This window comes from Arthrobacter sp. NPDC057009 (assembly GCF_042673905.1).
In the GTDB taxonomy this organism is placed as follows: Bacteria; Actinomycetota; Actinomycetes; order Actinomycetales; family Micrococcaceae; genus Arthrobacter.
In genome coordinates, this window is record NZ_JBHUSB010000008.1 from 97,628 (window position 1) to 119,096 (window position 21,469).

Here is a 21,469-nt window from a genome sequence, read left to right on the forward strand (position 1 = left end):
GGTTACGCGCCGAATTCCACGGTCTCGGTGGTCCACGCACGGGCCTGGTCGCTGAGGCTGACGCCGAGGCCCGGGCGGTCCGGAACGATCATGCGGCCGTCCTTGGTCTCAAGACGCTCGTTGAACAGCGGGTCCAGCCAGTCGAAGTGCTCCACCCACGGCTCGCGCGGGTAGGCGGCGGCCAGGTGCAGGTGGATTTCCATCGCGAAGTGCGGGGCCAGGCCCAGGCCGCGTTCGTCGGCCAGAGCGGCGAGGCGGAGGAACTGGGTGATGCCTCCCACGCGCGGGGCGTCGGGCTGGATGATGTCGCAGCCGCCGGCTGCGATGAGGCCCTTGTGCTCGGCTACGGAGGCGAGCATTTCGCCGGTGGCGATGGGGGTGTCCAGGACCTGGGCGAGGTGGGCGTGGCCGTCGAAGTCGTAGGCGTCCAGCGGTTCCTCGATCCAGATCAGGTTGAACTCCTCGAGCCGGCGGCCCATGCGCAATGCTGTGGCGCGGTCCCACTGCTGGTTGGCGTCCACCATAAGGGGCACGTCCCAGCCGATGTGTTCGCGGATGCCGGCGACGCGGCGCAGGTCCTCCTTGGTGTCCGGAAGCCCCACCTTGATCTTGATGCCGCCGATGCCCTCTTCGATGGACTGCGTGGCACGGGCCTTGACCTCGTCGAGGGTGGCGTTCAGGAAGCCGCCTGAGGTGTTGTACGTCTGGACGGAGTCGCGGTAGGAACCCAGCAGCTTGGCGAGGGGCAGCCCGGCACGCTTGGCCTTGAGGTCGTACAGCGCGATGTCGATGGCGGCGAGGGCCTGGGTGGCAACGCCCGAGCGGCCCACCGACGCGCCGGCCCAGAGCAGCTTGGTGTAGAGCTTGCCGATGTCGTTGGGATCCTCGCCGATGATTCCTTCGGCGACTTCCTTGGCATGGGCGTACTGGGCCGGACCACCGGCGCGCTTGGAGTAGCTGAAGCCCAGGCCGGTGTGGCCCTGCTCCGTGGTGATTTCCGCAAAGAGGAAGACGACCTCCGTCATGGGCTTCTGCCGGCCTGTAAACACCTTGGCGTCGCTGATCGGGACGGCCAGCGGAAGGCGTGCGGTGGAAAGTTTGACGTGCCGGATCAGATCGACGGTGCTCATGGGGTTCTCCTTGGAAGTAGGGGCAACATCGCCCGCCTTCTTAGGATACAAGCTAATAACTTGTACTACAAGTATGCGGCGGGAAAGGAGCACCGACCAAGGCGCCGGGGGGTGGAATGCGCAATCCACGCCCAGCGTTATAGCTGTTGAAAGGGCAGAAGAAGGGAGGATGTTCAGTCAGAGTGACCAAGCATGAAAAGGCACGCCTGAGGTTCTGCGACTACTACTCGTTCATGTCGTACGCGGACTTCATGGCCTGGGTGGCGGCCGCGGATGGGGCCGCCCCTGATATGTCGTTTTCCGAGACCACCGACCAGGACTGAATCCCCGCATCTGGCAGCGGCAGTGTGGCCGGGTCCAGCACCTGAGGAAGCCGGACCCGGCAGTCCTGCGCGAAGGAGCCGAAGCTGCCTCCCTTCAAGGACATATCCAATATTCGCCCCTGCACCTTGTGAAAACCCTGCTCTCCAGAAGGACCGGCACGGGTGCATGGCCCGTCACCTACCCGACGGCCCAAGCAACCACCAGCAAGGCGCCCACGCACAGGATGGTGGTGCAGAGGATCACGTCCCGGGCCACGGTCATGCCGCGGCCGTAGGGGGAGGCGAACAGGAAGACGTTCTGTGCAGTGGGGAGGGCCGCCATGATCACGCTGGCCAGCAGATGCTGCCCCTCGAGGCCAAAGACAAAACGCCCCAGCAGCCAGACGATCACGGGCATGCCGGCAATCTTCAGGAACGTGGCCACGAGGGTTTCGGTGCGGCCGTCATCCTTCTGCAGCGGCGCGCGGCCGGCCAGCGAGAGGCCAAAGGCGAGCAGCACCATCGGAACCGCCCCGCCGGCCAGCATGTCGATCGGCTTCCGCAGCAGCTCCGGCTCCTGCCAGCCGGTCAGCGCAATGAGTACGCCGAGGGCCGAGGCGATGATCATGGGGTTGGACAGCGGCTGGAGCAGTACCTTCTTCCACGAGATCCGCGCGCCGGAGAACACTCCGAGCAGCGTGAGGTAGAAGGGGGCCAGGACCAGGAGCTGCACCAGCAGCACCGGGGCCACGTGCTGCGCGGTGCCGACGGCGTACAGCGAGACGGGAATGCCGATGTTGTTGGCGTTGGCGTAGCTGCTGGCCATCGCACCGACGGCGGTTTCCGCAGCCGGGCGGCGGAAGAACAGGAAGCTCAGCAGCCAGTAAAGAAGCCCCACTGCCGCTGCTGAAAGCAGCGCCAGCGGGGCGTCAGTTCCGAGGGCGGCGCGGACGTCCGAGCCGGCCACGACGGTGTAAAGCAGGGCAGGGTTGGTGATGTAAAACGCGCTGCGGGTCAGCGCGCCCTGGACCTCGGGCCCCAGAATGCGGAACCTGGCAGCGAGGTAACCGACGGCGATGACTGCAGAAACGATGAGGATTCCGGAGACGACGCCGCCCACACTCTGCCCTTCTATTTATCTGTATGTACGGGAGTTGCGCTCAACGGACGAGGCAGGGCCGCTTCGGGTCGAAGGACCAGCCGTCGATGTAGTACTGCATGCCGATGCTGTCGTCGCGGGCGTCCAGTCCGTGCTCCAGGTACAGCTGGTGCGCCTTGTCCAGGGCCGCGCGGTCCAGCTCGATGCCAAGGCCGGGTGCGTCCGGAACCTCGATGGCGCCGCCCTTGATCTGCAGCGGGTTCTTGGTCAGGCCCTGCCCGTCCTGCCAGATCCAGTGCGTATCCAGGGCGGTGATCTCGCCGGGAGCCGCCGCACCGGTATGCGTGAACATGGCGAGCGAGATGTCGAAGTGGTTGTTCGAGTGCGAGCCCCAGGTCAGGCCGAACTCGTTGCACAGCTGCGCCACCCGGACCGAACCGTGCATGGTCCAGAAGTGCGGGTCCGCCAGCGGGATGTCCACGGCGTTGCTGCGGATGGCATGGGACATTTCCCGCCAGTCCGTGGCAATCATGTTGGTGGCGGTCTTCAGCCCGGTGGCCCGGCGGAATTCGGCCATGACCTCGCGTCCGGAGAAGCGGCCTTCAGCGCCGCACGGGTCTTCGGCATAGGCAACGACGCCCTGCATGCGCTTGCCCAGCCGGATGGCCTCCTCGAGGAGCCAGCCGCCGTTCGGGTCCAGGGTGACACGGGCATCGGGGAAGCGTTTGGCCAGCGCCGTCACCACGTCCACTTCGTCGTCGCCGGACAGCACGCCGCCCTTGAGCTTGAAGTCGCTGAAGCCGTAGCGCTCCTGCGCCGCCTCGGCCAGCGCCACAACTGCCTCGGGAGTCATCGCCTCCTGGCGGCGCAGTTCTTCCCACCGGTCCGACGGCGATTCCTCCACCAGGTACGGCAGGTCAGTCCGCTTGTGGTCACCGATGAAGAACAGGTATCCGAGCATCGGCACAGAGGTCCGCTGCTGGCCGTCGCCCAGCAGTTCGGCCACCGGGACGCCAAGGAACTGGCCGTGCAGGTCCAGCAGTGCGGACTCGACGGCGGTGACGGCGTGGACGGTGGTGCGCAGGTCGAAGGTCTGCAGGCCGCGGCCGCCGGCGTCACGGTCGGCGAACTCAGCGGTGATTTCGCGCAGCAGCGAGCGGTAGCGGGCCACCGGCTTGCCGGCGATCAGCGCACCGGCTTCCTCGATGGTGGTGCGGATCTTCTCGCCGCCGGGGACCTCGCCGAGGCCGGTCCGGCCGTCGGAGTCGGTCACGATGACCACGTTCCGGGTGAAGAACGGCCCGTGGGCACCGCTGAGGTTCATCAGCATGCTGTCGTAACCCGCAACCGGGACAACCTCTACGCGCGCAATTGTCGGCTGGGCGGTCATGCGTTGACCTCCTCTTTCTCTTCAGCGGCCACAACGGTGCCGTCAATCCGGCGGTTCAGGTGCCACGGGTTGGCGTCCTGGAGGGCTGCCGGGAGGAGTTCCTGCGGCAGGTTCTGATAGGCCACGGGCCGGAGGAACCGGTTAATGGCCAGCGTACCCACGGAGGTGGTGCGTGTGTCAGAGGTGGCCGGGAAGGGGCCGCCATGGACCATGGCGTGGCCGACTTCGACGCCGGTGGGCCAGCCGTTGACGATGATGCGCCCCACCTTCTGCTCCAGCGCCGGGATCAGTTGTGCCGCCGTCGGGTAGTCCTCTTCGGTGAGCTGCAGGGACGCGGTGAGCTGCCCCTCGAGCCGGTTGGCGGCCTCGACGAGTTCCTCGGCGGAGGAGTAGCGGATCACCAGGGATGCGGCGCCGAAAATTTCAGTGTGCAGGACCTCGTTGGTGATGAAGTCGCGGATTTCGGTGCCGTAGATGGCCGGTGCCGGTGCATTCTCGGTGGGGCCGGGGGTTCCGGTCCCGACGACGGTCACGTTCTCAGCGGCGCCGAGCGCCTGGGTGCCGGAGTTCCAGGAATCGGCGATCCCTGCAGTAAGCATTGTCTGGCCGGCGCAGGCGGCAACAGCGCGGCCGACGGCGGCAGCCAGTTTGTCGCCCGCCTCACCGGCGGGGGCGAACAGCAGGCCGGGGGAGGTGCACAGCTGACCCGAGCTGCCGGTCACGGCGGTGATGTACTGCTGTGCCAGTGCATCGATCTGTTCGGCCGGGCCGTCCAGGGCGCCGGGGAAGACAAACACTGGGTTGAGCGAGGACATCTCCGCGTAGACAGGGATCGGTTCCGGGCGTGCAGCGGCGGTGCGCATCAGCGCGATGCCTGCGCTTTGGGAGCCGGTGAAGCCGACGGCCTTGATCGCCGGGTCGGCGACGAGGGCCTGGCCGATGCTGGAACCGGGGCCATAGATGAGGGAGAAGACGCCCGGGTGCAGGCCGGCGTCGCGGACGGCCTTGGCGATGGCCTGGCCCACCAGCTCACTGGTGCCGGGGTGGGCGTTGTGGGCCTTGAAAACCACGGGGCAGCCCGCGGCGAGGGCAGACGCGGTGTCGCCGCCCGCCGTCGAGAAGGCCAGCGGGAAGTTGCTGGCACCGAACACGGCGACCGGGCCCAGCGGGATCTGGCGCTGGCGGATGTCAGCGCGCGGCAGGGGCGTGCGGTCCGGCAGGGCCGGGTCGATGCGCACGCCGCGGAAGTCGCCCTGGCGGACCACGTTGGCGAAGAGCCGCAGCTGGCCGGTGGTGCGGGCGCGTTCGCCGGTCAGGCGGGCGGCGGGCAGGCCGGTTTCCTGGCCGGCGCGGACGATCAGTTCATCGCCGATCGCTTCGATGTTGTCCGCGATCGCGTCCAGGAACGCGGCGTGGGTTTCGGGGTCCAGCGTGCTGAAGGACGCGAAGGCCTCGGCGGCCGCGGCGGTGGCGGCCCTGAGTTGCTCCTCGGTGAGCAGGGTGTAAGCGGGCTCGAGCTGTTCGTTGCTGGCCGGGTTGAAGGCGAAGGTTGTCTTGCCTTCGCCGGCAACGGTCTGTCCGGCGATCAGGGAGTGTCCGGTAAGGGTCACGGTTGTTCCTCCTAAATACAGGTGGTGTGGGCCGTCAGGAGACGGTCGACTAGGAAACCCTGGCGATGAGTTCCTTGAGGTCGGCCAGGTCCTTTTCCGCCATGTTCTGCAGCGGGGGACGGACGCCGCCGGCGGAACGGCCGATCGCGTCGAGGCCGCCCTTGACGATGGAGACGGCGTAACCCTTCACGCGGTCGCGGATGTCCAGGTAGGGGATGACGAAGTCGTTGAGCTTCTGGTTGACGGCCACGCGGTCGTTGTTGCGGACGTCCCGGTAGAAGTCGAGTGCGAACTGCGGAACGAAGTTGTACATCGCGCTGGAGTACGTGCTCATGCCCAGCTGCAGCAGCGGCAGTGCGAAGGTCTCCGCCGTGGGCAGGCCGCCGAGGTAGAACAGGCGGTCGCCGAGCTTGGCGTAGACGCGGGCGTCGTGCTCGAGGTCCCCCACGCCGTCCTTGAAGCCGATCAGGTTTTCGTGCCGGTCGGCCAGCGTAGCCACCGTGGTGTCCTTGTAGATGGCGTTGGCGCGGTTGTAGATGATCACGCCCAGGGAAGTGGCGCTGCAGACGGCGCTGACGTGGTCGATCAGGCCACCCTGGTCGGCCTCGGTCAGATACGGCGGCAGGAGCAGGATGCCCTCGGCGCCGGCGGCCTCCGCAGCCTTGGCGTTCTCGATGGCCTGGGCGGTGGAGCCGCCGGCGGAAGCCAGGACGGGGACCGTGTTGCCGACTTCCTCGACGGCGGCACGGACCACGCGGGCCGACTCGGCCGGGGTGAGGGAGAAGCCCTCGCCCGTGCCGCCGGCGGCGAAAAGGCCGGCGACCGGGAAGCTGGCCTGCCACGCCAGGTGTTTGCGGTAGTTCTCCTCGTCGAACTGCAGCTCTGCATCGAACGAAGTCACGGGGAAGGACAGCAGCCCGTCCTTGAGGGTGTTGGCCAGTTCCTGGGGTGAAAGTTTTGCCACGGGATGTCCTTGGAGTCGGTGCCGGAGGCGGCGGAGGTGGGGTGGTTCCTTTTCAGAGTAGGGACCGCCGTCCATGCCTGTCTAAGTGCATTTTTGAATCTATTGATACCCTCCGCGCATTGAGTCCATGGACGTTCGCAGCCTATCCGCCGGCAAACTCCAGGTCTCGCAGCAGCCGCACCAGGGCGGGGTTCTTGGCGTCCCGGTTCCAGATGGCATGGAGCTCCACGGGCTCTTCCTCGCTGCTGGCCAGCCGGAGAAAGGAAACACCGCGGATGCCCAGCGCCGTTGCCGAGTGCGGCACAAAGGCCACGCCCCGCTTGGCGGCCACAAGAGAAACCATGGTGAGGATCTGGCTGACGGTGTGCACCACGTTCTCGTGCCGGATATCGTGCAGGCGGACCACGAGGTCGTAGAAGTACCGGGCCTCCGTGGGCGAGTGCATGATGAGGGGTTCGTCCTTGAAGTCCTCGTTCCGGATGTCCCGCTTCAGGCCCGCCAGCGGATGCGAGGCGGGAACGGCCAGCACCATGGATTCGCGGTAGAGCAGGTGGGAGTCGAAGACTTCGGTGTCGAAGGGCGGCCGTGCCAGGCCGAGGTCCAGCTCGCCGGTGAGGAGCCCCTGAATCTGTTCACCTGTCACGAGTTCCTGGAGGTCGATGTCCACCTCGGGAACGATGGCGCCGATCTCCTCGAGCAGGGGCCCGAGGATGCTGAAGCCGCTCGCGGCGGTGAATCCGATGCGCAGGTGGCCCTGGCGGCCGGAGGCGATCCGCCGTGCCGTCACGGGTGCCCTGCTGGCCAGCGCCATCAGCCTGCGTGCCTCGTCAAGAAACGCGCGTCCGGCAGCCGTCAGCTCCACCCGGCGGTTGTCCCGCTCGAGCAGTTCGGCCCCCACGGTCTTCTCCAGCTTCTGGATCTGGCGGCTGAGCGGCGGCTGGGTCATGTTGAGCCGCTCGGCAGCCCGGCCGAAGTGCAGTTCCTCGGCGACGGCGATGAACCCGGTCAGCTGGTCGAAGGTAAACATGATGCCCTCCCGGTATTACTTGATGCATATTTGGGCTTAGACATGCATCATAGCGCCTCCCTAAACTCGTCCTAGCGAACCGGCAGTGACCGGGTTCACATCCCCCCTGCGGGCTGAGGCAGCCCGCGGTGCAAATGAGGAGTTTCAATGATGCACTTCCCCACCCGCCGTGCTGTTCTTGGCGCGGCGTCCGCCATCACCCTGTTGGCCCTGACCGCATGCGGCAACGTTTCCGGCGGCAGCGCTGACTCATCCAAGTACCCCAACGGCCCGGTGACGCTGACCGTGGGCCAGGCGCCGGGCGGAAGCACGGACCTCATCGCCCGGGCAATTTCGGAAGGTGCGGCCAAGCCGCTCGGCGCCCCGATGCCGGTGGTGAACAAGCCCGGTGCCAACGGCGCGCTGGCCAGCAAGGAGGTGGCAGGCAAGCCCGCCGACGGCCAGAACCTGCTGCTGCTGACCGCTTCCCTGATCACCATCACCCCGCTGGCCGTGACCCAGGACGAGGCCGTCAACATCGATGACTTCGACATCATCACCGGCCTGTCGCAGGACGACTACGTGCTGGTCGCCAGCGAAAAGTCCGGCTTCAAGTCCATCAAGGATGTAACCTCCGCCGGGCGCAACGTCACCTACGGCACCACCGGCGTCGGCACCGGCAGCCAGTTGGCCCAGACTGTCCTGTTCAAGCAGGCCAACGTGAAGGGCACCGACGTTCCCTTCGACAGCGGCAAGCCCGCCCTGACCGCCGTCCTGGGCAACCAGGTTGAACTGGCCACCATCCAGCTCGGCGAGGCCATGCCGCAGATCGAGGCCGGCAAGGTGTCCCCGCTGCTCGTCTTCTCGGAGGAGCGCAACTCCTTCCTCCCGGACACTCCCACCGCCAAGGAATCCGGCTATGACGTCCCGGTCGCGCAGTACCGCGCCGTCGCCGCTCCGAAGGGAACCCCGCAGGAAGTCAAGGACAAGCTCCTCGCCGCCATCCAGGAAACCCTGAAGTCTGACTCCTACAAGGAGTTCAACAAGAAGAACATGCTGACGCCGAAGGAGATCTCCGGTGAGGAAGTAGTCACCCAGTGGAAGGACTACGCAGCCAAGTACAAGGCCCTGGTGGAGAAGTACGACATCAGCCTCGCCGGGAACAAGTGAGTCCAGTGCAGGCAGCAACACCGGTACCCGGCGGGGGGAGCAGCCCGAACGCTGTTTCCCCTGCCGGGAACGGCAGCAACCTTCCCGCCGAAGAGCTTGACGATCTGACCCCCGAACAGCTGGCAGCCCAGTGGGAGGAAGAAAAGCCCCCTGCCGCCGGCGCGCTGGCCAACGTGGCGTCCTCCCTGGTGGTCATCGGCGTTGGCGTCGGAGCCGTTGTCCTGTCCATCGCCATGGGCCTGGGCACACCGTCCGCACCCCAGCCGGGCCTGTGGCCCTTCATGATCAGCTGCGTCTTGGCGGCCCTCGGGCTGTTCCAGCTGGTCATGGGCCGGCGCAACCGGGACGCGGAGAAGTTCACCCGCATGTCCGTGGCCGCGCTGACGGGCCTGATCACCCTGGCCGCGATGGTGGCACTCATGCCGCTGATCGGCTTCGAACTGCCGGCCCTGGTGCTGTGCATCATCTGGATGCGGTTCCTCGGCGGCGAAACCTGGCGCTCCACGCTCCTGGTCAGCGCCCTCGTGGTGGCAACCTTCTACGGCATCTTCGTGTTGGCGCTCAACACTTCCATTCCCCACCTCTTCTAGGAGACCACCGTGGATTTCCTGAATCCCGTGATCAACGGATTTGCAGTCGTCCTGGAGCCGACCAATCTGCTGTACTGCCTGATCGGCGTCGTCATCGGCATGCTGATCGGCGTGTTGCCCGGTCTGGGGCCCGCGGCAACCATCGCCATCCTCCTTCCGCTCACCTACAACGTGGAGCCCGTCACCGCCATCATCATGCTGGCCGGCATCTTCTACGGCGCCCAGTACGGCGGCACGATCACCTCGGTGCTCCTGCGCCTGCCCGGCGAGGCGTCCTCGGTGGTCACGGTCTTTGACGGCTACCAGATGGCCAAACACGGAAAAGCCGGCACGGCCCTCGGCCTGGCGTCCATCGGCTCGTTCGTCGGCGGCACCGCTGCCATCGTTGGACTCACCTTCCTGGCTCCGATCGTGGCCAGCTTCGCCCTGGACTTCGGGGCACCCGAATACACCGCCCTGGCGCTGCTGGGCATCCTGCTGGTGGCCACCATCAGCAGCGGAGCAAAGGCCAAGGCACTCATTGCGGCCGCCATCGGGCTCCTGCTCGCCACGGTTGGCCGGGATGTCTTCACCGGTGCAAACCGGTTCACCTTCGGCAGCCTGCAGCTGGCCGACGGCATCGGCTTCGTCCCGATCGCCATGGGCATTTTCGGCCTCGGCGAGATCCTCTACAACCTCGAGGAGCGCCACCGCGCCGCCAAGGCCCCCTCCGCCGTCGCAAACGTATGGCCCAGCAGGGGCGACCTCAAGCAGGCGTCCGGTGCGATCGGCCGCGGGTCAGTGCTCGGCTTCTTCCTGGGCATCCTGCCCGGCGGAGGTGCCACCATCGCCTCGATGGCCTCCTACGCCATGGAGAAGAAGCGGGCCAAAAAGCCGGAGCGTTTCGGCAAGGGCGCGCCGGAAGGTGTTGCGGGACCGGAAACTGCCAACAACGCAGCCGCGACGTCTTCCTTCATTCCGCTGCTCACCCTTGGCATCCCTGCCAACGCCACCATGGCGCTGATGTTCGGCGCGCTGCTGATCCAGGGCGTCACCCCCGGTCCGCAGCTCGTGGACGAGAACCCTGATCTGTTCTGGGGCGTGGTGAACTCCATGTACATCGGCAACATCCTGCTGCTGATCATGAGCCTGCCGCTCGTGGGCATCTTCGTTAAGATCCTCCGGGTCCGTGCCGCCATCCTGGCACCCATCACGGCGCTGATTACGCTGCTCGGCGCTTACACCATCAACAACAGCATGTTCGACGTCACCCTCGTGGTGGTCTTCGGCATCGTGGGCTACCTGATGAAGAAGTTCGGCTTCGAGCCCGGCCCGCTGGTGCTGGCCTTCGTCCTGGGCGAACTGCTCGAAAGCTCGCTGCGGCGTTCGCTGCTGGTGTTCGGCGGTGATCCGCTGGGCTTCTTCGGCCGGCCCATCTCCGCCACGCTCCTCATCGTGTTCGTCGTCGTGGCCGCCCTCCCGGCCATCCGCTCCGCGCTGGCCAAGCGCAAGGCGTCCGCAGTTACTCCCGCCGCAAAGATCAAGGAAAAGGTATGAGCATCATCGTTGGATTTGTCCCCACCCCGGCGGGGGAGGCTGCCCTCGCGGCCGGCATCGCCGAGGCCCGGCTCCGGAACCAGGAGCTGGTGATCGTCAACTCCGCCCGGGAAGGCGCCCTGGTGGACAAGTCGGTGGCACCGGACGATGTCCTGGCCAAGGCCTCCAGGCGGGCCGAGGAAGCAGGAGTCACGGCCAGGGTGATCCAGCCGCCCTACCAGCATGACCTGGCTGATGAGTTCCTCGACGTCGCCCGGGAGGAAAATGCCTCCCTGATCGTCATCGGGCTGCGCCACCGCACGCAGGTGGGCAAGTTCATCCTGGGCAGCCACGCCCAGCGCATCCTCATGCAGGCCGACCGTCCCGTTCTGGCCGTGAAGGCCGACGGCGGCCAGTTTTAGTACCCGAAGCACCACGCGGCAGGAGGCGGGCCGGTATCCGAACAGGATCCCGGCCCGCCTCAGCCGTATCCTCCACCTTGTTACCCGGTGGGACGGAGCCACGGAGGACAGTGTGCGTCACCGCCCGTGTGGGAGCTGTTGATTCCGGCCCCAGTCAGCATAGGGTGGGCGGAGCGGACAAGCGTGAATACTCTCAGGACGCCGGGGTACGGAAGGACTTGAAGAACACCCCTGGGGGAGGTGCCACGCAGGAACCACCGACAAAGGAGAAGTCTGTGCGGGAAGCAAGCTTCAGCAAGAGCGGTTCAGCAGCCGACGAGTTCGACGGCGAGACCAACGGTTTCGGGGCCGGCACAGGAGCGGTGCCGCCCGGGGAAGCGGCTCCGGCTGATCCGGGAGCCGGAGGTCCGCAGACGGAAGTGCCCGAAGTGCCCGGGGCAACTGAAGCGCCGGAAGTAACCGAGGCCGCTGACATCACCTACGACGAGCAGTTCTATCCGGCCCGTCCCAAGGCGCTGCGGCCAATTGCCCGCCGCCGGCAGTTCTTTGCCGACCGTCCGTCGCTCGAGTTCGACGGACGGAATGCGGCCTATGTCGAGTGGCTGCGGAACCAGGCCATGCTGGGGGACGCCAATGTGATGGCGCGCCAGCTGTCCGGCCAGGCCAGCATGTGGCAGCACTCGTACGCCCATCCGAACCCGCGGGCGGCCGTGGAACGCGCACCCGTCTGGTTTACCGCGTACCCGCTGTCCTTCATCACCCGGCCGGGCCAGTCCTTCCTCTCAGCCCTGGGAGATCCTGAACTGTGGGATGCTTTCCGCGAGATCGGGATCAGGGGCCTGCACACCGGCCCGGTCAAGCTCGCCGGCGGCATCAGTGGCTGGACCCAAACGCCCAGTGTGGACGGGCACTTTGACCGCATCAGCATGGCGATCGACCCCGTGTTTGGCACCGAGGATGAATTCCGCCGGATGTGCGAGGTTGCCGTCGAGCATGACGGCACCGTCATCGACGACATTGTCCCCGGCCACACCGGCAAAGGGGCCGACTTCCGCCTGGCCGAGATGAACTTCCGGGACTACCCCGGCATCTACCACATGATCGACATCCCGGAAGAGGACTGGCACCTGCTGCCCGACGTCCCCGAAGGCGAAGACTCGGTCAACATCAGCCCGGATGCCGAGCAGGCACTGCAAAAGGCCGGGTACATCATTGGCCGGCTGCAACGCGTGATCTTCTATGAACCAGGGGTCAAGGAGACCAACTGGAGCGCCACGCGGCCCATTGTGGACACGGCCGGGAAGACCCGCCGCTGGGTGTACCTGCACTACTTCAAGGCCGGCCAGCCCTCCATCAACTGGCTGGATCCCACCTTTGCGGGCATGCGACTGGTGGTGGGGGACGCCCTGCACTCGCTCCTCGACCTGGGCACGGGTGCGCTCCGGCTGGATGCCAACGGGTTCCTGGGCGTGGAGAAAAGCGCCGAGGAACAGCCGGGCTGGTCCGAAGGGCACCCGCTCTCCGAGGCGGCAAACCAGCTGATCGGATCCATGATCCGCAAGGTCGGCGGGTTCTCCTTCCAAGAACTCAACCTGACCATCGACGACATCAAGGCCACCTCGGAGTCGGGCCCGGACCTTTCCTACGACTTCGTGACCAGGCCGGCCTACCACTATGCGCTGGTGACCGCGGACACCGAGTTCCTGCGCCTGACGCTGCGGCTTGCCATGGAGATCGGCGTGGATCAGGCGTCCCTGGTGCACGCCCTGCAGAACCACGACGAACTGACCTACGAGCTGGTCCATTTCGCCGCCGGCCACAAGGACGACGTCTTCGAACTCAACGGCCAGGAACTCACCGGCGCCGAAGTTGCCGAGCATGTCCAGCAAACCCTGCGGGAACGGCTGACGGGCCCGGAGACCCCCTATAACGCCCTGTTCACCACGAACGGCATCGCCTGCACCACGGCGAGCTTCATCATGGCGGCCCTGGGCATTGAGGACCCGGAGAACCTCACCGAAGAACAGCAGGCCCAAATCCTGGACGCCCACATCCTGCTGTCCATGTACAACGCCCTCCAGCCCGGCGTCTTCGCCCTGTCAGGCTGGGACCTCACCGGCGTCACGGCCCTGGACCGCCAGAGGGTGCGGGAGCTCACCGCCCAGGGGGACACGCGCTGGATCAACCGCGGTGCGCACGACATCATGGGCACCAGCCCCGAGGCGGAGGCTTCCTCCGCGGGCATGCCGCGGGCCCGCAGCCTCTACGGTCCGCTGCCGGAACAGCTCAAGGACCCGGCCTCCTTCGCCCGGCGGCTGCAGAAAATCCTTGAGGTGCGGGAGCAGAACGGGATCGCCACCAGCACCCTGCTGGATGTGCCGGAGGTGTCCCAGCGTGGGTTGCTCGTGATGGTCAACCGGCTGGGGGACGGAAACCTGCAGGTCACTGTCCTCAACTTCTCCGGCCAGGACATCTCAGGCAGTATCCAGTCCACCCACCTGGTTCCCGGCAGCAGCGTCCACGACCTCTTCAGCGGCGAGACCGTGGGCCAGGTCGATGACCTGCACAGCTTCTTCCTCGAACTGGGCGCCTACCAGGGCACGGCACTGCTCCTGAAGGAAGGCAAGACGGAGGACGACGGCGACGCTGAATGAGGCGCTGATTCCGGCACCGTCCCCACCGAGCCTCGGTGGACCAGGGCGGCATTGAACTCCGGTGCCGGCACCAGCGGCGGGCGGCCCTCGATCTGCCGGATCAGGGCGGCCGCCGCCGCGGCTCCCATCTCGTAAACGGGCTGGGACACGACGGTCAGCGGAGGTGTGGTCAGGCGGGTCCACGCGAAGTCGTCATACATCAGGAATGACACGTCCTCCGGGATGCGCAGTCCCATTTCCTGGATGGCTTCCACCACGCTGAGAGCGATCAGGCCATCGGAAGCCACGACGGCGGTGGCCGGATCTGCGCCCAGCAGCACCTCACGCGTGAGCTTCCGGATGGAGCCGGCGTCACCGGCATTGAGCCGCACGAGATCCTCCGGAAAGTTGTGCCCCGAGTCAGCAAACGCGCGCCGCATCCCTTCCAAGCGGTCAGAGATCTGGGACGAACCCAGCCGCATTCCGGCGGAAAAAACGGTATCGGAGCGCAGCGTCGAGATGAAGGCCACCCTTCGGTGTCCGGCGTCGAGCAGGTAATTGGTGGATTCGTAGGAGATCGCGGCCATGTCGACGGCGACGGTTTCCACTGTGAGTCCCTCAGCCGAGCGATCCAGGAGCACCAGCGGCCGGCCCGCTTCGTGGACCCGCCGCAGGTGCTGGGTCTCCACCGACGACGCCGGTGCGACGATCAGGCCGTCGACCCTCTTGTCCAGCAGGACGCGAACAGCATCGACTTCCGCGGCAGTGTTCTCATCGGTGTTGATCAGGATGACGTTGTAGCCGCTCTTCTTCGCGATATCCGTGATTCCCCGGGTGGCGAGGCCAAAATGGGGGTTTTCGATGTCGCCCACCACAACGCCGATGGTGTGCGATTTCCCGGTGTTCATGCTGCGCGCCAGCTCGTTCGGCCGGTAGTCCAGCTCTTCGGCGGCGGCAAGCACCCGCTCGCGGACGTCATCACTGACTGCGCCGTAATTGCCGAGCGCGCGGGCGGCCTGGGCCTTGGACACCTGGGCAGCTTTTGCGACGTCGGCAACTGTTACGTCCCGCCGCCTTGCTCCGTCACTGCTCATGTTCACCTTTCAGAGGGGCTGTTGACGCCGGTTGTGAGTTCCGCTACATTTCTAGCAATCGATGTGAGTCCGGTCTCAATCGTAGGGACTGAGACCGGACTCAGCAAGAGCTTTCATCGACCAAATCCTTCGGCGGCCCTGACAGCACCGCCCTCCCTCCCACGATTGGACAACGCTGTGATCAAACTGAACTTCCGTCCGGCAGCAGTGGCTGCGGCAGCCCTGGCGGCCATCCTCGCCCTCTCCGGCTGCGGCGGATCATCCTCCGCCACCTCGAGCCCGGCCGACAACCCGTACGGACTGATCGAACCGGGCACCATCCGGGTGGCCAGCCTGGGTGACTCCAAGCCGTACACCTTCACCGACGCGCAGGGTAACTTCACCGGCTTCGACGTCGAACTGTTCAAGGACGTGGCCCACCGTGCCGGCGTAGACAAAGTGGTCTTCACCGGACAGGACTTCTCCGGACTCCTCGCCGCCGTAGCCAACGGGCAGTTCGACGTCGGGGTCGCTGCTATCGGCATCACGGACAAGCGCAAGGAAACCGTCGACTTCTCCAACGGCTACCTCGCCGGTTACCTGACGGTCATCACCACGAAGACCTCCGGAGTCAAGGACGCGGAGGGCCTAAACGGAAAGCGCCTGGGCGTGGTGCAGGGAACGCTCCAGGAAGCGTACGCCGTCAAGAACTTCACGTCCGCCAACCTGGTCCGTTTCCCTGACAACAACACCGCCATCGCCGCCGTCAACAGCGGCTCCGTGGACGCCCACTTCCTCGACTACGAGGCGGCCAAGGCCTACCAGGAGCAGTACGGACTGGTCAGCGCTGCGGACATTCCGTCCTTTGACGCCCCCGCGGGCTTCGCTATCGCCAAGGACAAGCCCGCTTTCAAGGAAGCGCTGAACAAGGGCCTCGCCGAAGCAATGGAAGACGGCACGTGGAAGAAGCTCTACCAGAAGTGGTTCCCGGGCTCCCCCATGCCGGAGCAATACCTGCCCAAGGCCGAGCAGACCGCCACGCCGGCTCCCACCGCAAGCAAGTAAGCGAAGTCCGGTCCGGCAACGGATCTCCGCCGGGCGGGCCGCGCACAGGCCGCCCGCCCGGCAGACAACACATCCAACCCGGCTCACGAATTCAACAACTAACGTCTGAGAGCAATCAATGGACTGGCTCAACATCATCGGCCGCACCTTCTTCGACTTTGAAGCAATGCTCGAGGTGCTGCCCCAACTCCTCGGGGTTGGCCTTCTCAACACGCTGATCATCTCCGTCGCCGCCACCATCCTTGGCGTCGTGCTGGGCATGGTGGTTGCGGTCATGGGTATCTCCCGTTCCCGCTGGCTGCGTATTCCGGCCCGTATCTACACCGACCTCTTCCGCGGCCTGCCCGCCATCCTGACCATCCTCTTGATCGGCCAGGGCTTCGCCCGGTTCAGCCAGTCGGTCTTCGGGCCCTCGCCCTACCCCCTGGGCATCATCGCGCTGAGCCTGATCGCCAGCGCCTACATCGGCGAAATCTTCCGTGCCGGCATCCTCAGCGTGGACAAGGGCCAGGGTGAGGCCTGCCGCGCCCTGGGCATGAGCTACGCCAAATCCATGGCCCTGGTCGTGGTTCCCCAGGGCGTCCGCCGGGTCCTGCCGGCCCTGGTCAACCAGTTCATCGCCATCGTCAAGGACTCCTCCCTGGTGTACTTCCTGGGCCTGCTGGTCAGCGAACGGGAACTATTCCGCGTCGGCCAGGACGCCGCCGTGCTGTCGGGAAACCTCTCGCCCCTGGTAATGGCCGGCATCTTCTACCTTGTGATCACCGTGCCCCTGACCCACCTGGTCAACTACTTCGACAACAGGTTCCGCACCGGCCGCCGCCGGCCCACCGCGCCCACATCCGGCCTGAAGGAAGTCAAGGAACTCGACGCGGCCTCGCCGCTCACCACCGGGAGCAACACATGAACCTCACCAGCCCAAGCACCAGCAAGAGCGGGAGCCAGGCCGCCCCTGATACCGAAACGTTCCACGGCTCAAGCCTGGAACTGCGGAACCTGACCATGGCCTACGGCGACATTGACGTGCTCCGGAACGTCAGCCTCTCCGTGGCCCCTGGTACCACCACCTGCATCATCGGCCCGTCCGGTTCCGGCAAGTCCACGCTGCTGCGCGGCGTCAACCGGCTGCATGAACCCAAGAGCGGCGACGTGCTGCTGGCCGGTGAAAGCGCCCTGCAGGTCAAGCCGGACACCCTGCGGCGCCGCATTGGCATGGTGTTCCAGCACTTCAACCTCTTCCCGGACCACACCGCGCTGGAGAATGTGGCCCTTGCCCTCTGGAGCGTCAAGGGCATGCCCAAGGCCGAGGCCATGGAACGCGCCCGCCGCCGGCTGGCCGAAGTGGGCCTTGCCGAGCGCGCCGACCACCGCCCCCGCGACCTGTCCGGCGGCCAGCAGCAGCGGGTGGCCATCGCCCGGGCGCTGGCCATGGAACCGGAAGTGATGCTGTTCGATGAAGCGACCAGCGCCTTGGACCCGGAACTGGTCAAGGGCGTCCTGAACCTGATGGCCGGGCTCGGCCGCCGCGGGATGACCATGCTCGTCGTCACCCACGAGATGGGCTTCGCCCGCAAGGTCGCCGACCAGGTTGTTTTCATGGACGAAGGCGAAGTGGTCGAATCCGGATCCCCTGCCGACCTGTTCGATAGCCCGCGCAGTGAACGCCTGCAGCGTTTCCTCTCGGAGGTGCTGTGATGGCGACGGTGACATCCGCACCTATCCGGACCGCCGTCGTCGGCTTTGGAATCTCCGGCAAGGTCTTCCATGCGCCGTTGATCGCGGCAGACCCGCAGTACTCCCTGGACGTGATCGTGACGGCGGATCCGGCACGGGCCGCCGAGGCGGCGCGGCTCTACCCCCGGGCGCGGATCGTTCCGACGCCGGAGGAGATGTTTGCGCTGTCCCCGGACCTGGACCTTGTGGTGCTGGGCACGCCGCCGCACACCCACCTCGACCTCGCCGCGGCCGCCATTGCGCACAGCCTTCACGTCGTGGTGGACAAGCCCTTCGTGCCCACCTCCACCCAGGGCGCGGAGCTGATCGCCCTGGCATCCGACGCCGGTGTGCAGCTCACAGTGTTCCAGAACCGCAGGTGGGACGCCGACTTCCTCACACTCCGGAAACTGCTTCAGCGGCAGGGTCTGGGGGAGGTGCGCACGTTCGAATCACGGTTCGAATGGTGGCGGCCGGAGGGCTTCGGTAACTGGCGTGACAGCACCGCCCTTGCCCAGGGCGGCGGAATCCTTCATGACCTCGGCGCGCACCTGATCGACCAGGCCATCCAGCTGTTCGGCCCGGTGGCACGGAGCCGTGGTGAGACCGCCAATCGGGGACCCGACCCAGACGCAGCCGACACGGAGGCCTTCGTCTCCCTCCTGCATGAATCCGGCGTCCGCACCAGGCTATGGATGAACGGCATGGCAGCCCAGGTCGGCCCGCGCTTCCACGTTCTCGGCTCCGCAGCCGGGTATACGAAGTGGGGCCTGGACGGCCAGGAGCCCGCGCTGGCCGCCGGCACGAAACCGTCCGACCCCGCCTACGGCATCGAACCCCAGGAGTCTTGGGGGCTTCTGGGAGTGGACGGTGCCACCAGCCCTGTTCCGGCAGAGCGGGGCGCATACCCCGAGTTCTACGTGCAACTCGCCGCCGCCCTCCGCGGGACGGGCCCCCTTCCCGTCGACCCGGCGGAACCGCTTGAGGTCCTCAGGATCATCGAGGGCATCCACGCGCTGGCCTGACTCGCAACGCCTTTCACAACCCGGTGCGGTGACGACCCGCCGCCCATCCTTTCCGGACGCAACCCTGTCTCAAATCCCCGCGTCCCTACCCAACCATGTCCAAAATCCACAGAAAGGGAGAACGCATGTCCTCCACCGCCACCCAGCACGTCGCCGTTATCGGCGGCGGTATTCTGGGCGTCTCCACCGCTGTCCACCTGCTCCGCGAAGGTGCATCCGTCACGCTGCTGACCGAACGCGGCCTGGCCAGCGAAGCCACCGGCCGTTCACTCTCCTGGCTCAACTCCGCCGGCGAACGTTCCACCCCCTACCACCAGCTCCGCCTCGCCGGCGTTGACAGGTACCGCACCCTCTTCGCGGCAGATCCCAGTCGGGAGTGGCTGCAGTTCGGCGGCGGACTGATGTGGAACGCCGGTGGACAGCGGGAGGCCACGGAGGCGCGGCATGCCTACGAGAAGTCCATCGGCTACGACTCAAAGCTGCTCACGCCTGGAGACATCGCCGGGGTCACGCCCGGCATCGATGCGGGCGCTGTTCCGGAAAACGCCATCTTCAACCCGGGTGAGGGCTGGGTCAGCCTGCCGGACCTCGTGGATTTCCTGATGGAGGAATTCTATGGGCTCGGCGGCAAGCTGGTCCTGAATGCCGGGAAGTCGTCGGTCGTCGTTGACGGTGGCCGGGCGGTGGGCGTTGAGACGGCAGCGGGTGAGACGTACGACGCCGACGCGGTGCTGGTGGCATGCGGGGCAGCGACGCCCGCCGTCGTCGCCCCCCTTGGCGTGGAGATCCCCAACGGATCCCCGGTATCCATGCTGGTGCTGACCAAGCCGGTGGACCATGAGGTCCGGGCCGTGATGAACACTCCGCGGGCCGCCGTCCGCCCCAACCCGGGCAGCACGTTCGCCCTCGACCACGACTGGTACGAGGAGCACATCACCGAACATGCCGATGGCACGTTCGGCGTCCCGGACGACGTTGTCCACGAACTCGCCGATGAAGCCTCGAAGCTCATTGCCGGCAACCCGGAGCTGAAGCCCGCAAGCTGGAAGATCGGCTACAAGCCCATTCCGGGTGACGGCGAGCCCGTGCTGGGAGAGCTCGGCCAGGTGCCCGGCTGCTTCGTAGCGTTCACCCACTCCGGTGCCACACTCGGACTCGTCGTCGGCGAACTCCTCGCCGGTGAGATCCTGACTGGCAACAAACACCCCATGCTGGCCACGTTCCGCCCCGCCCGGTTCTCCTGAATCACGCAAGCGGAAGCCCCGCACCGGACTCACGAAGAGCGGTGCGGGGCTTCTTTGGCAAATCCTCCGGGCTGGGGTCCCGAAGTGCTTCCCTAAAGCTACCCGTCAGTAACTAAAAGTCAAGAGGCGGTCAAAATCACGAGGCGGCTATCGGATGGTTCGGGAAAAGGGCCACTCTATAGCCAACGAGACGACCAGCATGACCCGGAACAGAGCTTCAGTGAGGCCAGGTGATGTCAGATTGATCTCTAAGAGCGTCTTGAGCCCGTGTCAGACAAGGCCGAAACGGACCCTGTTCTGACATCCCTGTGCCTGGTTTCTGACGTCAGGCTGGGGTGTGCCGCAATTGGACGCACTTCCCGGATGTCAGTCAAGGTCTCTGAACCAAAATGGGGGTCCGGCTACAAGAGGGGCGTTCCGGAAACTTTGAGGGGTCTGGTGCGACAGCATTTTTCGGGGCATGAATAGTTCGGTATCGAATATGCCTGCGGACTGTAGTTTGCTTGGTGTCGAATAGCGTGGGCTTCGAATACAGCCTTCCCCCTGTTTGTGCCCACGGCAGTTAGTGGTGTCGCTGAAGTTGGGCGCGGAGTTCATGAGCGGTCGGGGGGTTCGCACCGGCCCTGCCCACGGTAACGGCGGCGGCCATCCCTGCCGTGCCTCCGAGCTGCTCAAGGACAGAGGGCGCGTAGCCGTCGGTTGCTCGGGTGAGGAGTCCCAGGATCAGCGCGGACATGTAGGAGTCTCCGGCGCCGATGGTGTCAACGACGGGGGACTTGACGGCCGGGATGCCGAGGGAGGCGGAGGGCGTTGCCAGCAGAGAGCCGGATGAGCCCTTAGTGATGACAGCGAGTTCTGCGCCCAGGCCCAGGATGTGAGTTGCGGTTTCTTCTAAGGCCTTTTCCGGGTAGAGCCATTCGGCGTCCTCGTCGCTGAGTTTGACGACGTTGACGAGGTGTACCAGTTCCTCGAAAGCGGAGCGTGCTTCGGCGTGGGTTCCGAGCAGGGCTGGTCTGATGTTGGGGTCGTAGGTGATGGTGCAGTCATCACGGAGTTGTTGGAGGATTTCCTTGACCTTGCCGGCGCCCGGTGCCAGAAAACTCGCGATCGAACCGGTGTGAAGGACCCGGGGCGGGGTGGGCGCAAAGTCATGTGGGTCAACATCCCAGGTGATGTCGAAGCTGTAGCTGGCTGAACCGTCGAGGGTGATGGTGGCGGTCGCCGTCGAGGTCTTCTCCAGTGAGTTGTAGCCGGGCAGGAGGGCCACGCCGGCGCCGGCCAGGTGTGTTTCGAGTGCCGCGCCGCAGCGGTCACCGCCGATGGCGGTGACCAGCCCGGTGCTGACTCCCAGCCTGGCCAGGCCGTAGGCGACGTTGGCAGGTGACCCTCCGGGGTGTTCGGTGGTGCCCTCAGGTGTGGTGACGATGTCGGTGAGGGCTTCGCCGATGACGACGACGTCCAGCACCTGCCGGGGAGGGCTTGGCTTGCCGTTGTTCTGCATGTTTGTCTTTCCTGGCT

The 21,469-nt window shown here is 65.9% G+C and carries 19 protein-coding genes; 11 read left to right on the top strand and 8 right to left on the bottom strand.

Features of this window, described 5'->3' with window-relative positions:
- Window positions 1–2: 2 nt before the first annotated feature.
- Complete coding sequence (locus ACFTR6_RS10595; protein ID WP_377957883.1) at window positions 3–1,130, bottom strand: mandelate racemase/muconate lactonizing enzyme family protein; 1,128 nt, start codon at window positions 1,128–1,130, stop codon at window positions 3–5.
- 182 nt (window positions 1,131–1,312) lie between these two features.
- Between ACFTR6_RS10595 and ACFTR6_RS10600 the strand changes: the two genes are divergently transcribed.
- Complete coding sequence (locus ACFTR6_RS10600) at window positions 1,313–1,453, top strand: hypothetical protein (RefSeq protein ID WP_172411563.1); 141 nt, start codon at window positions 1,313–1,315, stop codon at window positions 1,451–1,453.
- A gap of 178 nt (window positions 1,454–1,631) precedes the next feature.
- On the opposite strand, the gene ACFTR6_RS10605 is transcribed toward ACFTR6_RS10600, so the two are convergent.
- The 5 genes from ACFTR6_RS10605 to ACFTR6_RS10625 all read right to left on the bottom strand — a co-directional run bounded on the left by ACFTR6_RS10605 (window position 1,632) and on the right by ACFTR6_RS10625 (window position 7,522).
- Window positions 1,632–2,552, bottom strand: a complete 921-nt coding sequence (locus ACFTR6_RS10605; RefSeq protein ID WP_377957884.1) for an AEC family transporter — start codon at window positions 2,550–2,552, stop codon at window positions 1,632–1,634.
- A 40-nt stretch (window positions 2,553–2,592) separates the two neighbouring features.
- Window positions 2,593–3,921 carry an enolase C-terminal domain-like protein gene (locus tag ACFTR6_RS10610; protein ID WP_076799406.1) on the bottom strand — a complete coding sequence of 443 codons (1,329 nt, stop codon included), beginning with the start codon at window positions 3,919–3,921 and terminating at the stop codon, window positions 2,593–2,595.
- The gene (locus ACFTR6_RS10615; RefSeq protein WP_377957885.1) at window positions 3,918–5,531 is read right to left on the bottom strand and encodes an aldehyde dehydrogenase (NADP(+)); all 1,614 of its coding nucleotides are present in this window, start codon (window positions 5,529–5,531) and stop codon (window positions 3,918–3,920) included. The genes ACFTR6_RS10610 and ACFTR6_RS10615 overlap by 4 nt, the downstream gene beginning before the upstream one ends.
- A 49-nt stretch (window positions 5,532–5,580) precedes the next feature.
- On the bottom strand, window positions 5,581–6,495 hold the full coding sequence (kdgD, locus tag ACFTR6_RS10620; RefSeq protein WP_377957886.1) for a 5-dehydro-4-deoxyglucarate dehydratase: 915 nt from the start codon (window positions 6,493–6,495) through the stop codon (window positions 5,581–5,583).
- 142 nt (window positions 6,496–6,637) lie between these two features.
- Complete coding sequence (locus tag ACFTR6_RS10625; RefSeq protein WP_087871853.1) at window positions 6,638–7,522, bottom strand: LysR family transcriptional regulator; 885 nt, start codon at window positions 7,520–7,522, stop codon at window positions 6,638–6,640.
- A gap of 147 nt (window positions 7,523–7,669) precedes the next feature.
- Between ACFTR6_RS10625 and ACFTR6_RS10630 the strand changes: the two genes are divergently transcribed.
- The 5 genes from ACFTR6_RS10630 to treS all read left to right on the top strand — a co-directional run bounded on the left by ACFTR6_RS10630 (window position 7,670) and on the right by treS (window position 13,852).
- Entirely contained in the window at window positions 7,670–8,671 is a 1,002-nt protein-coding gene (locus ACFTR6_RS10630) for a Bug family tripartite tricarboxylate transporter substrate binding protein (protein ID WP_377957887.1), read from the top strand.
- Between the two features lie 5 nt (window positions 8,672–8,676).
- Complete coding sequence (locus ACFTR6_RS10635) at window positions 8,677–9,261, top strand: tripartite tricarboxylate transporter TctB family protein (protein ID WP_377957888.1); 585 nt, start codon at window positions 8,677–8,679, stop codon at window positions 9,259–9,261.
- Between the two features lie 9 nt (window positions 9,262–9,270).
- Window positions 9,271–10,797 (top strand): tripartite tricarboxylate transporter permease, encoded by a 1,527-nt coding sequence (locus ACFTR6_RS10640; protein ID WP_377957889.1) that lies wholly within the window; start codon window positions 9,271–9,273, stop codon window positions 10,795–10,797.
- On the top strand, window positions 10,794–11,198 hold the full coding sequence (locus ACFTR6_RS10645; RefSeq protein WP_076799400.1) for a universal stress protein: 405 nt from the start codon (window positions 10,794–10,796) through the stop codon (window positions 11,196–11,198). Before ACFTR6_RS10640 ends, ACFTR6_RS10645 begins: the two co-directional genes overlap by 4 nt.
- A gap of 419 nt (window positions 11,199–11,617) precedes the next feature.
- The gene (gene treS / locus ACFTR6_RS10650; protein ID WP_377957960.1) at window positions 11,618–13,852 is read left to right on the top strand and encodes a maltose alpha-D-glucosyltransferase; all 2,235 of its coding nucleotides are present in this window, start codon (window positions 11,618–11,620) and stop codon (window positions 13,850–13,852) included.
- Here the strand turns inward: treS and ACFTR6_RS10655 are convergent.
- Complete coding sequence (locus ACFTR6_RS10655) at window positions 13,789–14,925, bottom strand: LacI family DNA-binding transcriptional regulator (RefSeq protein ID WP_377957890.1); 1,137 nt, start codon at window positions 14,923–14,925, stop codon at window positions 13,789–13,791. The two genes, treS and ACFTR6_RS10655, sit on opposite strands and share 64 nt — an antisense overlap.
- A 177-nt stretch (window positions 14,926–15,102) precedes the next feature.
- On the opposite strand from ACFTR6_RS10655, the gene ACFTR6_RS10660 reads away from it, so the two are divergent.
- The 5 genes from ACFTR6_RS10660 to ACFTR6_RS10680 all read left to right on the top strand — a co-directional run bounded on the left by ACFTR6_RS10660 (window position 15,103) and on the right by ACFTR6_RS10680 (window position 19,951).
- Window positions 15,103–15,969 carry an ABC transporter substrate-binding protein gene (locus tag ACFTR6_RS10660; RefSeq protein ID WP_377957891.1) on the top strand — a complete coding sequence of 289 codons (867 nt, stop codon included), beginning with the start codon at window positions 15,103–15,105 and terminating at the stop codon, window positions 15,967–15,969.
- Window positions 15,970–16,087: 118 nt separating this feature from the next.
- On the top strand, window positions 16,088–16,876 hold the full coding sequence (locus ACFTR6_RS10665; RefSeq protein ID WP_076799398.1) for an amino acid ABC transporter permease: 789 nt from the start codon (window positions 16,088–16,090) through the stop codon (window positions 16,874–16,876).
- A complete protein-coding gene (locus tag ACFTR6_RS10670) occupies window positions 16,873–17,664 on the top strand; it encodes an amino acid ABC transporter ATP-binding protein (protein WP_377957892.1) in 792 nt (263 codons plus the stop codon). The genes ACFTR6_RS10665 and ACFTR6_RS10670 overlap by 4 nt, the downstream gene beginning before the upstream one ends.
- Complete coding sequence (locus ACFTR6_RS10675) at window positions 17,664–18,707, top strand: Gfo/Idh/MocA family oxidoreductase (RefSeq protein ID WP_377957893.1); 1,044 nt, start codon at window positions 17,664–17,666, stop codon at window positions 18,705–18,707. Before ACFTR6_RS10670 ends, ACFTR6_RS10675 begins: the two co-directional genes overlap by 1 nt.
- A 125-nt stretch (window positions 18,708–18,832) precedes the next feature.
- Window positions 18,833–19,951 carry an NAD(P)/FAD-dependent oxidoreductase gene (locus tag ACFTR6_RS10680; protein ID WP_377957894.1) on the top strand — a complete coding sequence of 373 codons (1,119 nt, stop codon included), beginning with the start codon at window positions 18,833–18,835 and terminating at the stop codon, window positions 19,949–19,951.
- A 562-nt stretch (window positions 19,952–20,513) separates the two neighbouring features.
- On the opposite strand, the gene ACFTR6_RS10685 is transcribed toward ACFTR6_RS10680, so the two are convergent.
- Window positions 20,514–21,452, bottom strand: a complete 939-nt coding sequence (locus ACFTR6_RS10685; protein ID WP_377957895.1) for a carbohydrate kinase — start codon at window positions 21,450–21,452, stop codon at window positions 20,514–20,516.
- Window positions 21,453–21,469 lie beyond the last annotated feature (17 nt).

Excerpts from the sequence above, each read along its gene's own strand:
- ACFTR6_RS10595 (WP_377957883.1), bottom strand. The coding sequence starts at position 1,130 with ATGAGCACCGTCGATCTGATCCGGCACGTCAAACTTTCCACCGCACGC.
- ACFTR6_RS10610 (WP_076799406.1), bottom strand. The coding sequence starts at position 3,921 with ATGACCGCCCAGCCGACAATTGCGCGCGTAGAGGTTGTCCCGGTTGCG.
- ACFTR6_RS10625 (WP_087871853.1), bottom strand. The coding sequence starts at position 7,522 with ATGTTTACCTTCGACCAGCTGACCGGGTTCATCGCCGTCGCCGAGGAA.
- ACFTR6_RS10630 (WP_377957887.1), top strand. The coding sequence starts at position 7,670 with ATGATGCACTTCCCCACCCGCCGTGCTGTTCTTGGCGCGGCGTCCGCC.
- ACFTR6_RS10645 (WP_076799400.1), top strand. The coding sequence starts at position 10,794 with ATGAGCATCATCGTTGGATTTGTCCCCACCCCGGCGGGGGAGGCTGCC.
- ACFTR6_RS10655 (WP_377957890.1), bottom strand. The coding sequence starts at position 14,925 with ATGAGCAGTGACGGAGCAAGGCGGCGGGACGTAACAGTTGCCGACGTC.
- ACFTR6_RS10665 (WP_076799398.1), top strand. The coding sequence starts at position 16,088 with ATGGACTGGCTCAACATCATCGGCCGCACCTTCTTCGACTTTGAAGCA.
- ACFTR6_RS10670 (WP_377957892.1), top strand. The coding sequence starts at position 16,873 with ATGAACCTCACCAGCCCAAGCACCAGCAAGAGCGGGAGCCAGGCCGCC.
- ACFTR6_RS10675 (WP_377957893.1), top strand. The coding sequence starts at position 17,664 with ATGGCGACGGTGACATCCGCACCTATCCGGACCGCCGTCGTCGGCTTT.
- ACFTR6_RS10680 (WP_377957894.1), top strand. The coding sequence starts at position 18,833 with ATGTCCTCCACCGCCACCCAGCACGTCGCCGTTATCGGCGGCGGTATT.
- ACFTR6_RS10685 (WP_377957895.1), bottom strand. The coding sequence starts at position 21,452 with ATGCAGAACAACGGCAAGCCAAGCCCTCCCCGGCAGGTGCTGGACGTC.